Origin of the sequence: Saccharothrix hoggarensis (assembly GCF_042678885.1) — a bacterium.
Taxonomy (GTDB): Bacteria; Actinomycetota; Actinomycetes; order Mycobacteriales; family Pseudonocardiaceae; genus Actinosynnema; species Actinosynnema hoggarensis.
This window is the reverse complement of the sequence record NZ_JBHTLK010000177.1, coordinates 1-15,073: the sequence shown is the minus strand read 5'-3', so window position 1 is coordinate 15,073 and position 15,073 is coordinate 1. Positions and strand designations below refer to the sequence as shown.

The 15,073-nt window shown below is 74.6% G+C and carries 2 protein-coding genes; both read left to right on the top strand.

What is annotated here, in order from left to right:
* Window positions 1-13,118: amino acid adenylation domain-containing protein (locus ACFQ3T_RS26565; protein ID WP_452603487.1), on the top strand; the 13,118-nt coding region annotated here is incomplete at its 5' end.
* A 14-nt stretch (window positions 13,119-13,132) separates the two neighbouring features.
* The coding region (locus tag ACFQ3T_RS26560) for a condensation domain-containing protein (RefSeq protein WP_380727038.1) at window positions 13,133-15,073 on the top strand (1,941 nt) is incomplete at its 3' end.

The following is a 15,073-nucleotide window of genomic DNA, read 5'->3' as shown; positions in this document are numbered from 1 at the left end:
CGTGCTTCGCGGGGTTGCGCGAGGTGTGGACCGGCGGCGACGTCGTGCCCGCCGCCGCCGTGCGGCGGGTCGTGGAGGCGTGCCCCGGCACCACCGCGGTGGACGTCTACGGCCCCACCGAGACCACCACCTTCACCACCTCGTACCCGATGGCCGATCTCGGGGCCGTCCCGGACGTGCTGCCCATCGGCCGACCGCTCGACGGCATGCGCGCGTACGTCCTGGACGAGGACCTGCGCCCGGTGGCCGACGGGGTGACCGGTGAGCTGTTCATCGCGGGCGCGGGCCTGGCCCGCGGTTACCTCGGCCGCCCCGGCCTGACCGCGCAGCGGTTCGTGGCGGACCCGTTCGGCCCGCCGGGACAGCGGATGTACCGCACCGGCGACCTGGTCCGGTGGAACCCGCAGGGGGAGCTGGACTTCGTGGGCCGCGTCGACGAGCAGGTCAAGGTCCGCGGCTTCCGCATCGAGGCCGGTGAGGTCGAGGCCGCCCTGGCCCGTCACCCCGGTGTCGCGCAGGCCGCCGTCGCCGCCCGCCACGACCACGTGGGCGCCAAGCGCCTGGTGGCCTGGGTCGTCCCGGAGGGCGACCGCCTCCCCACCGACGACGAACTGCGGGAACTCGTCCTGCGGACCCTGCCCGACTACATGGTGCCGTCGGCCTTCGCCGCGGTGGACCGGTTGCCGCTCAGCGCCAACGGGAAGGTGGACCGCAAGGCCCTGCCCGACCCCGACTGGCAGGCCCCGTCGCGCGCCGCACGGGTGGCACCCCGCACCCCCGCGGAGACCGCCGTCGCCGCCGCCTGGGCCGACGTCCTCGGCGTGGCGCCCGACCGGATCGGCGCCGACGACGACTTCCTGGGCCTGGGCGGCGACTCGATCCAGGCCATCCGGGTGGTCTCCCGCCTGCGCGCGGCCCTCGACGTCCCCCTGTCCTCCGGAGACGTGTTCGACGCCCGCACCGTCGCGGGCCTCGCCGCCCTGCTGGCCGATCGGCGGCCCGCCGGCGAGGACGACCGCATCACGCCCGCCCCGCGCGACGCCGCGCTGCCGCTGTCCCCGGTCCAGCAGCGGCTGTGGTTCCTGCACCGCCTCGACCCCACCGCCACCGACTACAACACGGGCGTCGGCCTGCGGCTGTCCGGGCCGCTCGACGAGGACGCCCTCCGTGCCGCCCTGGACGGGCTGGTCGAGCGGCACGAGACCATGCGCACCACCTACGACGAGGTCGACGGTCGGGGCGTGCAGGTCGTCGCGTCGCACGGCACGCTGCCGCTGCGCGTGGTCGATCTGGCCGGGGTGGCGCCCGCCGACCGCGACGCGGCCCTCGACCGGGTGCTCACCGAGGAGCTGACCACCCCGTTCGACCTGGCCCGCGGCCCCGTGGCCCGCGCCGTGCTGGCCCGGCTGGCCGACGACGAGCACGTTCTCCTGCTCGACCAGCACCACATCGCCACCGACGGCTGGTCGGTCCGCGTGCAGGTGGACGACCTGGTGGAGCTGTACCGGGCCGCGCTGCGAAGAACCGCACCGGACCTGCGCCCGCTGCCGGTCCGCTACGCCGACTTCGCCGTGTGGCAGCGCGAACGCCTCGACGACCAGGTCGAGGCCGCCGAACTCGACCACTGGCGTGACCGGCTCGCCGGCCTGGAACCGCTCGACCTGCCCACCGACCGACCCCGGCCCGCGCGGCGCACCACGTCCGGCGCCGTGCACCGGGCCGCACTGCCCGCCGACCTGGTGCGGCGCCTGGCCGAACTGGGCCGCGCCGACGGCGCCACCCTCTTCACCGCCCTCACCGCCGCCGTGCAGGTGCTGCTGGCCCGCTACACCGGCCGGCACGACGTCGCCGTGGGCACCGCCTCCTCCGGCCGGGGCAGGCCGGAGCTGGACGACCTGGTCGGCTTCTTCGTCAACACCCTCGTCCTGCGCTCCACCGCGGACCCCGCCCTGCCGTTCCGCGACTTCCTGAGCCGGGTGCGCGCCACCTCGCTGGACGCGTTCGCGCACGACCGGCTGCCCTTCGACCGGCTGGTCGACGAGCTCCAGCCCGACCGCGACCCCAGCCGCACGCCGCTGGTGCAGGCGCTCGTCGTGCTCCAGCAGGCGATGGTGGAACCGACCGCGGTGGACGCGCTGCGCGTCGAGGAGCACCACCTGCCCCGCCCGCGCGCCCGGTTCGAGCTGCTGGTCGAGTTCTGGCCCCGGGGCGACGCGCTGGACGTGGCGCTGGAGTACAACACCGACCTGTTCGACGCCGCCACCATCGAGCGCCTGGCCGGTCACCTCCGGGTCCTGCTGGAGGCCGTCGCCGCCGATCCGGACCGCCCGCTGGGCGATCTGCCGCTGCTCGACCCGGCGGAACGCCACCGGGTCCTGGAGGAGTGGAACGACACCCGCCGGGACCTGGCCCCGGCCACGATCACCTCCCTGTTCACCGCGCAGGTCCGCCGCAGGCCCGACGCCACCGCCGTGCTCGCCGACGGCACGTCGCTCAGCTATGCCGAGCTGGACGCCCGGGCCAACCGGCTGGCCCACCACCTGCTGCGCCGCGGCCTGCGCGCGGAGGAGCCGGTGGCGCTGCTGCTGGGCCGCTCGGCGGACCTCGTCGTGGCCGAGCTGGCCGTGGTGAAGGCGGGCGGGGCGTACGTGCCGCTGGACACCAGGTCGCCCGCCGAACGGCTGGCGGTGCTGCTGGCCGAGACCGGCGCCGGGGTCCTGGTGACCGACCGGTCCCGGCGCGACACCGCCGCGTCCACCCACGACGGTCACGTCGTCGTCATGGACCACGCGGACCTCTCGGCCGAGCCCGCCACCGACCCGGACGTGTCGCCGCACCCGGACAACCTGGCCTACGCCATGTACACCTCGGGTTCGACCGGTGTGCCCAAGGGCGTGGCGGTGCGGCACCGCGACGTGACCGCGCTGGCCCGCGACTCGCGCTTCCTCGGCGGCGCGCACGAACGCGTGCTGCTGCACTCGGCGCCGGCGTTCGACGCCACCACCTACGAGCTGTGGGTCCCCCTGCTCAACGGCGGCACCGTCGTTGTAGCCCCGCCCGGCGACCTCGACGCGGAACTGCTGCGCGACCTGGTCACCCGACACGACGTGACCGGCCTGTGGCTGACCGCCGGGCTGTTCCGCGCCGTCGCACAGGACGACCCCGCCTGCCTGGCCGGGCTGCGCGAGGTGTGGACCGGTGGCGACGTGGTGCCCGCGGCCGCCGTGCGCCGGGTCCTGGAGGCCTGTCCGGGCATCGCGGTGGTCGACGGCTACGGCCCCACGGAGACCACGACGTTCGCCACCTCGCACCGCATGACCGCCGCCGCCGGAGTCCCGGACGTGGTGCCCATCGGCCGCCCGCTGGACGACATGCGCGTCTACGTGCTCGACGAGGCGCTGTCACCGGCCCCGATCGGCGTGCCCGGTGAGCTGTTCATCGCGGGCGCGGGCCTGGCCCGCGGTTACCTCGGCCGCCCCGGCCTGACCGCGCAGCGGTTCGTGCCCGACCCGTTCGGCGAGCCGGGGGAGCGGATGTACCGCACCGGCGACGTCGTGCGGTGGCGGCCGGACGGCACCGTCGAGTTCGTCGGCCGCACCGACGACCAGGTGAAGATCCGCGGCTTCCGCGTGGAGCCGGGCGAGGTCGACACGGCGCTGGCCGAGCACCCCGCCGTCGCGCAGTCGGTGACCGTCGTGCGGGTGGACGACACCGGCCGCAAGCGCCTGGTCGCCTACCTCACCACCGCCGAGCACACCGTGGAGCGGCCGGACGCGGCGGAGTTGCGCGGGTTCCTGAACCGCTCGCTGCCCGACTACCTCGTGCCGTCCGCGTTCGTGGTCGTGGACGCGCTCCCGCTCAACGCCAACGGCAAGGTGGACCGCCGCGCCCTGCCCGAGCCGGACTGGGGGACCGCCGGCGCCGCGCACCTCGCGCCCGCCGACGGGCCGCAGACCGTGCTGGCGGACATCTGGGCCGAGCTGCTGGGCGTGGACCGGGTGGGCGCGAACGACAACTTCTTCGAACTGGGCGGCGACTCGATCCTCAGCATCCAGGTCGTGTCGCGCGCCCGCCGCGCCGGTTTCGCGCTCACCCCCGGCGACTTGTTCCGGCACCCCACCGTGGCGGCCCTGGCCGCCGTGGCCGGGCCCGAGCAGGCGACCGCCGACCAGGGCCCGGTGGTCGGCGACGTGCCGCTGACCCCGGTCCAGCGGTGGCTGTTCGCCACGAACCCCGACCATCCCGGGCACTTCGCCCAGTCGTTGACCGCGGAACTGGCCGACGACGTGGACGTGGCGGCGCTGCGGCGGGCGCTGGCGGCGTTGCTGAGCCACCACGACGCGCTGCGGATGCGGTTCGAGCATGCCGACGACGGCGGGTGGCGGCAGTACAACGCCCCGGTAGAGGACGGTGACGTCCTCGACGTCCACGAGGTGTCCCCGGACGACGACGACCGCGTTCGGACCGTCACCACGCGGGCGCACGCGGACATCGACCTCTCGAACGGGCCACTGGCCAAGGCAGTGCTGTTCACTGTGGACGGACACCGCCCACTGCTGTTCCTCGCCGTGCACCACCTGGTGGTGGACGGCGTGTCGTGGCGTGTCCTGTTGGAGGACTTGGACACCGCCTACCGGCAGGTGCTGCGCGGTGAGGCGGTCGATCTCGGGGCGAAGACCACGTCGTTCCGGGAGTGGGCGTTGAAGCTGGTCGAGCACACCGCGAACGGCGGGTTCGACGACGAGCGCGACCACTGGGCGCGGACCGCCGCGATCGACCCGTCCCTGCCCGTCGACCACGACGGGGTTGGCACCGCCGGTTCCACCCGCACCGTCACCGTCCGGCTGGACGCGGAGACGACCCGGGCGTTGTTGCAGGACGTGCCGGGGGTGTACCGCACGCAGGTCAACGACGTGCTGCTGAGCGCGCTGGGCCGGGTGCTGGCGGAGTGGACGGGTCGGCAGCGGGTGGTGGTGGACCTGGAGGGCCACGGCCGCGAGGACCTGCTCGACGGTGTGGACCTCTCGCGCACGGTCGGCTGGTTCACGTCGATCTTCCCGGTCGCGCTGGAGGTCCCCGTCTCCGACGGCGACTGGGGCGGCACGCTCAAGTCGGTCAAGGAGCAGTTGCGGTCCGTGCCGCGCAAGGGCATCGGCCACGGCGCGCTGCACGAGCCCGGCGCTGACGGGCCGCGGATCAGCTTCAACTACCTGGGCAGGCTCGACTGGTCCGCCGTCGAGGGCGGACTGGTGCACGCCGTGCGCGGCAGCCTGGAACTGCACCACGCGCCGGAAGCACCCCGACCGCACCTGCTGGACGTGGTCGGCGCGGTCGAGCGCGGCAGCCTCGAACTGACCTGGTACTTCAGCGGCCGGGTGCACGAGGAGTCGACGGTGCGCGGGCTGGCCGAGGCGATGGCGGAGGCGCTGCGCGGGATCGTGGCGCACTGCGCGCAGCCGGGCGTCGGGGGCCGCACGCCGTCGGACTTCCCGTTGGCCGGGTTGGACCAGGCGGGCGTGGACCGGCTGGTCGGCGACGGGCGGGGCGTGGAGGACGTCTACCCGCTCACCCCCATGCAGGCCGGCATGGTCTTCCACGGCCTGGTCGACCGGGGCGCCTCCGGCGCCTACTTCAACCAGGTGCACTTCCGCGTGTCCGGGGTGACCGACCCGCGGGCGTTGGGCGAGGCGTGGCAGCGCGTCGTGGACCGGAACCCCGTGCTGCGCAGCGAGATCGCGTGGGAGGGCCTGCCCGAACCGCTCCAGGTCGTGCGCCGCGACGTCACCCTCCCGGTCGCGCACCTCGACTGGACCGGCCTGGACGAGGCCGGCCGCGACGAGGAGCTGCGCCGGTTCCTGGAGCGAGACCGCGCCGCCGGCTTGGACCTGGGCGCCGCGCCGCTGATGCGCGTGATGATCGCGGCGCTGTCGCACGACGAGGTCCAGGTGGTGTGGACCTTCCACCACGTGCTGCTCGACGGCTGGACGGCGGCGCAGCTGTTCACCGAGGTCTGCGCGCAGCACGCGGCGATCTCCCGCGGCGGTCCGGGGCCGGCGACCTCCCGGCGCCCCTTCCGCGACTACGTGCACTGGCTGGACCGGCAGGATCGCGCGTCGGCCGAGGAGTACTGGCGCGGGGTGCTCGCCGGGTTCGACGAGCCGACCCCGCTGCCCTACGACCGGCGACCGGTCGAGGCCCACCGCGCCGAGTCCGGCGGCACCGTCCGCTTCGACCTGACCGCCGAGCAGACCGAGCGGCTGCGCACCGCCGCGCAGCGCGCCGGCCTCACCGTGAACACCGTCGTGCAGGGGGCTTGGGCGCTGTTGCTGGCCCGCTACGGCGGCACCTCCGACGTCGTGTTCGGCACCACCGTCTCCGGCCGGCCCGCCGACCTGGCGGGCGTGGAGCAGATGGTCGGCATGTTCATCAACACCGTGCCGACCCGGGTCGCCGTCGACCGGGACCGCGACCAGCTGTCGTGGCTGCGCGACCTCCAGGCCGACCAGGCCGAGGCGCGCCGCTTCGAGCACGTGCCGCTGTCCCGGCTGCGCGCGTGGAGCGACCTGCCCGGCGGGGTGAACCTGTTCGACAGCATCCTGGTCTTCGAGAACTACCCGTTCGACGAGGACGCCATGGCCGAGCACGGCCTGCGGCTGCACGACGTGCGCGCCCACGAGCCGACCAACTACGCGCTCACCGTCGTCGTTTCGCCGGGGCCGCGGCTGGTGGTCGAGCTGGACCACGACCAGGCGCTGTTCGACGAGGCCACGGTCGAGCGACTGGGCCGGCACCTGCGAGCACTGCTGGAGGACCTGCTCGCCGAACCCGACCGGCCGCTGCGCGACCTGCGGATGCTCGATGAGGCCGAGCGCCGGCAGGTGCTGGTGGAGTGGAACCCCACCGGCCGCGACTACCCCGTGGCCACGCTCCCCGCGCAGTTCGCCGCACAGGTCGCCCGCACGCCCCACGCCGTCGCCGTCACCTGCGAGGGCCACGCCCTCACCTACGCCGAGCTGGACGACCGCGCCACCCGGCTGGCGCACGTGCTGGCCGCGCACGGCGCCGGGCCCGAGCGGTACGTCGCGCTGCGGCTGCCCCGCTCGATCGACCTCGTGGTGGCCGTCCTGGGCGTGCTCAAGTCCGGCGCGGCGTACCTGCCGATCGACCCGTCGTACCCCGCCGAGCGGGTGGCGGGCATGGTCGAGGACGCCCGGCCGGTGCTCACGCTGACCGAGCTGCCGGACCTGTCCGGCGTGCCCGCGACCGCGCCCGAGGTCGACCTGCGGCCCGAGCACCCCGCCTACGTCATCTACACCTCGGGCTCCACCGGCAAGCCCAAGGGCGTCGTCATCCCGCACGCCAACGTGGCGCGGCTGTTCTCGGCGACCGACCACTGGTTCGGGTTCGGCCCCGACGACGTGTGGACGCTGTTCCACAGCTACGCCTTCGACTTCTCCGTCTGGGAGCTGTGGGGACCGCTGCTGCACGGCGGGCGGCTGGTCGTGGTGCCGCACGAGGTCTCGCGCTCCCCACGCGACTTCGCGCGGCTGCTGGCCGACGAGCGGGTCACCGTGCTCAACCAGACGCCCTCGGCGTTCTACCAGCTCATCGCCGAACGACCGACGGGGCTGAGCCTGCGCTACGTCGTCTTCGGCGGCGAGGCGCTGGACGTGCGCAAGCTGGCCGCCTGGGAGGGCCCAGGCGAGCTGATCAACATGTACGGCATCACCGAGACCACCGTGCACGTCACGTGGACGCCCGCCGACGGCACGGTCGGCGAGCCCATCCCCGACCTGCGCGTGTACGTCCTCGACGACGACCTGCGGCCGGTGCCGCCGGGCGTCACCGGCGAGATGTACGTCGCCGGCGCGGGCCTGGCGCGCGGCTACCTCAACCGGCCGGGCCTGACCGCGTCCCGGTTCGTCGCCGACCCCTTCGGCGAACCCGGCACGCGCATGTACCGCACCGGTGACCTGGCCCGCTGGCAGGACGGCAGGCTGGACTACCTCGGCCGCGCGGACCACCAGGTCAAGATCCGCGGCTTCCGCATCGAGCTGGGCGAGATCGAGGCGGCGCTGGAGGCGCACGACGACGTGGCCGAGTCGGTCGCCGTCGTCCGCGAGCACGCCGGGCGCAAGCTCATCGTCGGCTACCTCGTGCCCACCGCGGGCCGCACCGCGCCCGTCGCCGCAGAGCTGCGCGGCTTCCTGGCCCGCTCCCTGCCCGAGCACATGGTGCCCTCGGCGTTCGTCGTGCTCGACCGCTTCCCGCTGACGGGCAACGGCAAGCTCGACCGCAAGGCGCTGCCCGCGCCCGAGTGGGAGGCGTCCGGTTCCGGGCACGTCGCGCCGCGCACCGACACCGAGCGGGTGCTCGCGGAGATCTGGGCGCAGGTGCTCGGGGTCGAGCGGGTCGGCGTCGAGGACGACTTCTTCGAGCTGGGCGGCGACTCGATCATCAGCATCCAGATCACCTCGCGCGCCCGGCAGGCCGGGTTCGCCCTCGTGCCGCGCGACCTGTTCACCCACACCACGGTCGCCGCGCTGGCCGCCGCCGCACCCGCCGCCGACGCGGTCGAGGCCGTGCCGCAGGGCCCGGTCACCGGCGAGGTTCCGCTGACCCCGATCCAGCACTGGTTCCTCGACGCCGAACCGCCCCGGCCCGAGCACTTCGACCAGTCGGTGCTGCTGGAGTTCGCCGACGACGTGGACGTGGCGGCGCTGCGGCGGGCGCTGGCGGCGCTGGTGAGCCACCACGACGCGCTGCGGATGCGGTTCGAGCGCGCCGGCGACGGCGGGTGGCGGCAGCACAACGCCCCGGACGAACCGGTGGACGTGCTGTCGGAGCACGAGCTGCCCGACGCCGACGAGGAGGCGCGACGGGTGGTCGTCGAGGAGGTCCACCGCGGCTTCGACCTCGCGCGCGGTCCGCTGCTGCGCGCGGCGCTGCTCGACGGCGGGGCCGGTGGGCGGCAGCTGCTGCTCGCCGTGCACCACCTGGTGGTGGACGGCGTGTCGTGGCGTGTCCTGTTGGAGGACTTGGACACCGCCTACCGGCAGGTGCTGCGCGGTGAGGCGGTCGATCTCGGGGCGAAGACCACGTCGTTCCGGGAGTGGGCGTTGAAGCTGGTCGAGCACACCGCGAACGGCGGGTTCGACGACGAGGCCGACCACTGGGCGGCCGCGGCGGGCGACCGCGACGTGCCGGTGGACCTCGACGGAGCCAACACCAGCGGCACGGTGCGGGGCGTCACCGCCGAGCTGGACGCGGAGACGACGCGGGCGTTGTTGCAGGACGTGCCGGGGGTGTACCGCACGCAGGTCAACGACGTGCTGCTGAGCGCGCTGGGCCGGGTGCTGGCCGAGTGGACGGGTCGGGACCGGGTGGTGGTGGACCTGGAGGGCCACGGCCGCGACGGCGACTTCCTCGACGGTGTGGACCTGTCCCGCACGGTCGGCTGGTTCACGTCCGTCTTCCCCGTGGCGCTGGAGGCCCCCGCCGGGAGCGACGACTGGGGGTCGGTGCTGAAGTCGGTCAAGGAGCGGCTGCGGTCCGTGCCGCGCAAGGGCATCGGCCACGGCGCGCTGCGCCACCTGCGCGGCGGCGGCACGACCGGGCACCCCGCGGTGGCCTTCAACTACCTCGGGCAGTTCGCCGGCGCGGCGGGCGGGACGGCGTTCCGCACCGTCCGCGGCCTGGCCGCCGACGCCGCGCCCGACACACCCCGACCGCACCTGCTCGACGTCGTGGGCGCCGTGGAGGACAAGCGGCTCAGGCTGACCTGGTACTTCAGCGGCCGGGTGCACGAGGAGTCGACGGTGCGCGGCCTGGTCGAGGCGATGGCGGAGGCGCTGCGCGGGATCGTGGCGCACTGCGCGCAGCCGGGCGTCGGGGGCCGCACGCCGTCGGACTTCCCGTTGGCCGGGTTGGACCAGGCGGGCGTGGACCGGCTGGTCGGCGACGGGCGGGGCGTGGAGGACGTCTACCCGCTCACCCCCATGCAGGCAGGCATGGTCTTCCACAGCCTCTCGCAGGCGGAGAACGGCCTCTACACCGAGCAGATCGCGTTCGTCCTCGACGGCGTCACCGACACCGCCGTGCTGGCCCGCGCCTGGCGCGAGGTCGTGGAGCGGACGCCGATCCTGCGCAGCCGCGTCGTGTGGGAAGGCGTCGACCGTCCTCTCCAGGTCGTGGAGCGCGACGTCGAGGTGCCCATCCGCGAACTCGACTGGACAGGCCTTTCCGAGGACGAGCACCGGAGCGCGCTGCGCGACCTGCTCGACCGCGACGCCACCGAAGGACTCGACCTGGGCGCCGCACCGCTCATGCGCCTGGTGCTGGCCCGCGTCTCCGGCACCGCCGTGCGGGTCGTGTGGACCTTCCACCACGTGCTGCTCGACGGCTGGAGCACCTTCCAGGTGCTCACCGACGTGTTCGGCTGCCACGCCTCCCTCACCGCCGGCCGCCGCCCCGAACCGGTCGCGCGCCGGCCGTTCGGCGACTACCTGCGGTGGCTGGACCGGCAGGACCCGGAGGAGGCCGAGCGGTACTGGCGCGGCGTGCTCGCCGGGTTCCGCGCACCGACCCCGCTGCCCGTCGACCGCCCCGCCGAGCAAGGCCACGCCGGCGGCTCCGGCCGCTGGACCACGTTCACCCTGCCGGGCACCGCGCTGCGCGCCTTCGCCCAGCGCAACGGCCTGACGACCAACGCCGTCGTCCAAGGGGCCTGGGCTCTGCTGCTGTCGCGCTACAGCGGTCAGCGCGACGTGTGCTTCGGCTCCACCGTGTCCGGCCGACCGGCCGACCTGCCGGGCGCGGACTCCATCACCGGCATGTTCATCAACACCCTGCCGGTGCGGGTGGACGTCGACGACGACGAACCGGTCGCGGCCTGGCTGCGGCGCCTGCAGGCGGCGCAGGCGGAGTCCCGGCGGTTCCAGCACGTGTCCCTGGCCGAGCTCCAGGGCTGGAGCGAGGTACCGGGCGGCGTGGACCTGTTCGACAGCATCCTGGTGTTCGAGAACTACCCGGTCGACGACGAGGCCGCCGCCGAACACGGCCTGGCGCTGCGCGACCTGCACGCCGTGGAGACCACGAACTACCCGCTCAGCGTCGGCGTCAGGCCCGGCGAGGAGATGGCGGTCGAGCTCGGCTACGACCCGGCCCTGTTCGACGCCGCCACGGTCGAGCGGATCGCCGGCCACCTGACCCGGGCACTGGAGGGGATGACCGCCGATCCGGACCGCGCCCTGGGCGAGGTCGACATCCTCGACGAGGCGGAACGGCGGCTCGTCCTCCCGGCGCCCGCCGGCCAGACCGCGCCCGAGGGCACGGTGGCCGACCTGTTCGCCGCGCGAGCCGACCTGACTCCGCCCGCCACGGCCGTCGTGGCGGGCGGCACCGCCCTGACCTACGCCGAACTGGACGCCCGGACCAACCGGCTGGCACACCGGCTGATCGCCCTGGGAGTGCGGCCGGAGGACCGCGTCGGCGTGCTGCTGGACCGGTCGGCCGAGCTGGTGGTCGCGGTCCTGGCCGTGATCAAGGCGGGAGGCGCCTACCTGCCCCTGGACGTCCGCGCGCCCGTCGACCGGATGCGGCTGGTGCTCGACCAGGCCGGGGCGGGCGTGCTGCTCGCCGACCCCACCTGGGAGACCACCGCCCGCGAGGTCCACACCGGTCACGTCGTCGTGCTCGACGGCGATCCCGGCGGCCCCGCCGACCGCCCCGCGGTCGCCGGCCACCCGGACGGCCTCGCCTACGTCGAGTACACCTCGGGTTCCACCGGCAAGCCCAAGGGCGTGGCGGTGCGGCACCGCGACGTGGTGGCACTGGCCCACGACTACCGCTTCGACGGCCCGGCCCACCGCACCGTGCTGGTGCACTCGCCGCTGGCGTTCGACGCCTCCACCTACGAGCTGTGGGTGCCGCTGCTGCGCGGCGGCACGGCCGTCGTCGCCCCGCCCGGCGACCTCGACGCCGCGGTGCTGCGCGAGCTGGTCACCGCGCACGGCGTGACCGCGCTCTGGCTCACCGCCGGCCTGTTCCGGGTGCTGGCCCAGGACTCGCCGCACTGCCTGGCGGGCGTCGCGGAGGTGTGGACCGGCGGCGACGTCGTGCCCGCGCCGGCGGTGCGCCGCGTCATGGAGGCCTGTCCCGGCCTGGTCGTGGTGGACGGCTACGGCCCCACCGAGACCACGACCTTCGCCAGCGCCCACCGGATGCCCGACCTCGCGTCCGTGCCGGACACCGTGCCCATCGGCCGGCCGCTGGACGGGATGCGCGCCTACGTGCTGGACGACCGGCTGCGGCCGGCGCCGCTCGGCGTCCCCGGCGAGCTGTACCTCGCCGGCGACGGGCTGGCCCGCGGCTACCTCGACCGGCCGGGCCTGACCGCCTCCCGGTTCGTGGCCGACCCGTTCGGCGAGCCGGGGGAGCGGATGTACCGCACCGGTGACGTGGTGCGGTGGCTGCCGCAGGGGGTGCTGGAGTTCGCCGGTCGTGCCGACGACCAGGTCAAGCTGCGCGGCTTCCGCATCGAGCTGGGCGAGGTGGAGGCCGTGCTGGGCCGTCACCCCGACGTGGCCCAGCTCGTCGTGGTGGCGCGCGAGGACACTCCCGGGGTCAAGCGGCTGGTGGCCTACCTGGTGCCCGCCGCGGCCGACCGCGTCCCGGACCCGGCCGACCTGACCGCGTTCACCGGGCGGCACCTGCCCGACTACATGGTGCCCTCGGCGTTCGTGGTGCTCGACGCGCTGCCGCTGAGCACCAACGGCAAGGTCGACCGGGCCGCGCTGCCCGCCCCCGTCGAGGCCGCGCCCGCCGCGCGGCACGTCGCACCCCGGACCGACACCGAGCAGGTGCTGGCCGGGATCTGGGAGGACGCGCTGGGCGCGGACCGCGTCGGCGTCGAGGACGACTTCTTCGCCCTCGGCGGCGACTCCGTGCGCAGCCTGATGGTCACCTCCCGCTGCCGCGCGGCCTTCGACGTGCCGCTGACCCCCCACGACGTCCTCACCGCCCGCACCGTGGAGAACCTGGCGCGGCTGGTCGAGGAGAAGATCCTGCTCGAACTCGAACGAGTCGCCTTCGGTGACGGCGCCACCCAGGAACTGTGAGGAGAGACAACACCATGTCGTCGTCGATGGAGGACCGCATCGCCGCACTGCCCCCGCACCTGAGGGAGCAGATGCGCCGCCGGCTCGCCGGCCGCGCCGAGCAGACCGACGCCATCAAGCCCGTCGACCGGGATCGACCGCTGCCGCTGTCGTTCCCCCAGCAGCGGCTGTGGTTCCTGGACCAGTTCCAGCCCGGCGGCTCCGGCTACAACAGCGCGCTGGCGCTGCGTCTGGCCGGACGGCTGGACGTGGCGGCGCTGACCGCCGCGTTGCGCGGGCTGGTGGCCCGCCACGAGTCGCTGCGCACCACCCTGGACGAGGTCGACGGACGCGGCGTGCAGGTCGTGCACCCGCCGTTCGACCTGGACGTGCCGGTGGCCGTCACCGGTCCCGACGGGCTGGACGACGTGCTGCTGGAGGAGTACTCCCGCCCGTTCGACCTGCGGCGCGGCCCGCTGGTGCGGGCGCTGCTGGTGCGGCTCGCCGACGACGAGCACGTGCTGCTGGTCACCGCGCACCACGTCGTCACCGACGGCTGGTCGATGGGCGTGTTGACCGAGGAACTGGTCGAGTTCTACCGCGCGGCGCTGGACGGCCGCGAGGCGCCGCTGCCGCCGCTGCCGATCCAGTACGCCGACTTCGCCGCGTGGCAGCGCGAACGACTGTCCGGCGACGCGCTGCGCGGCCACCTCGACCACTGGACGCGGCGGCTGACCGGCACCACGCCGCTGGAGCTGCCCACCGACCGGCCCCGGCCGCCGGTGCGCACCACCCGCGGCGCGGCGCAGGCGTTCACCGTGCCCGCCTCCGTCACCGCGGCCCTGCGCGAGCTGGCGCAGGAGCGCGGCACGATCCTGTTCACCGTCCTCGTGGCCGCCTGCCAGGCGCTGCTGGCGCGCTACGCCGGGCAGGACGACGTGGCCGTCGGCACCGTCACCACCGGACGCAACCGCCCCGGTCTCGACAGGCTGGTCGGGTTCTTCGTCAACACCGTCGTGCTCCGGTCCGCGGTGGACACCGGGCAGGTGTTCACCGACTTCCTGGACCAGGTCAAGCAGACCGTGCAGGACGCCTACGCCCACGACGAAGCGCCGCTGGAGCAGTTGGTCGACGCGGTGCGCAAGGACCGCGACCCCAGCCGCAACCCGCTGTTCGACGTCATGGTCCTGCTCCAGAACCCGCACCGCACCCCGCCGCAGCTCCCCGGCCTGCGCGTCGAGCAGGTCGAGATGTCCCGGCGCGACGCCATCTTCGACCTCACCGTCGAGTTCCAGGAACGCGACGGCGCGCTGACCGGCCAGGTCGAGTACAACACCGACCTGTTCGACGCCGGCACGGTCGAGCGCTTCGCCGGGCACCTCGTGCTGCTGCTCGGCGGCGTGGCGGCCGACCCCCGGCGTCCCCTCGCGGAACTGCCGTGGATGTCCGACGACGAGCGCGACCAGGTGCTCGTGCGCTGGAACGACGCGCACCGCGCACCGCCCGCCGGCACCATCACCGAGCTGTTCGCCGAGCAGGTGCGGCGCGGCCCGGACCGGCCGGCGGTCGTCGCGGGGGACACCGCGCTGACCTACGCCGAGCTGGACGCCCGGGCCGACCGCCTGGCACGCCGGCTGATCGCCGCGGGCGTCACCCCCGAGCACCCGGTGGGCCTGCTCGTCGAGCGCTCCGCCGGCCTGGTCGTCGCCGAACTGGCCGTCGCCAAGGCGGGCGCGGCGTACGTGCCGCTGGACGTGCGCGCGCCCGCCGACCGCATGAGACGGGTGCTCGACGAGGCCGGCGCCGCCGTCGTCGTCACCGACCTCGCGCACGAGAGCACCACCCGGACCGTCCACAACGGACACGTCATCCTGCTCGACGACGACCCCGGGCAGACCGGCGCCGGGCCGGTGGGCGTGCCCGTGCACCCGGACAACCTGGCCTACGTCATGTTCACGTCGGGTTCGACGGGCGTG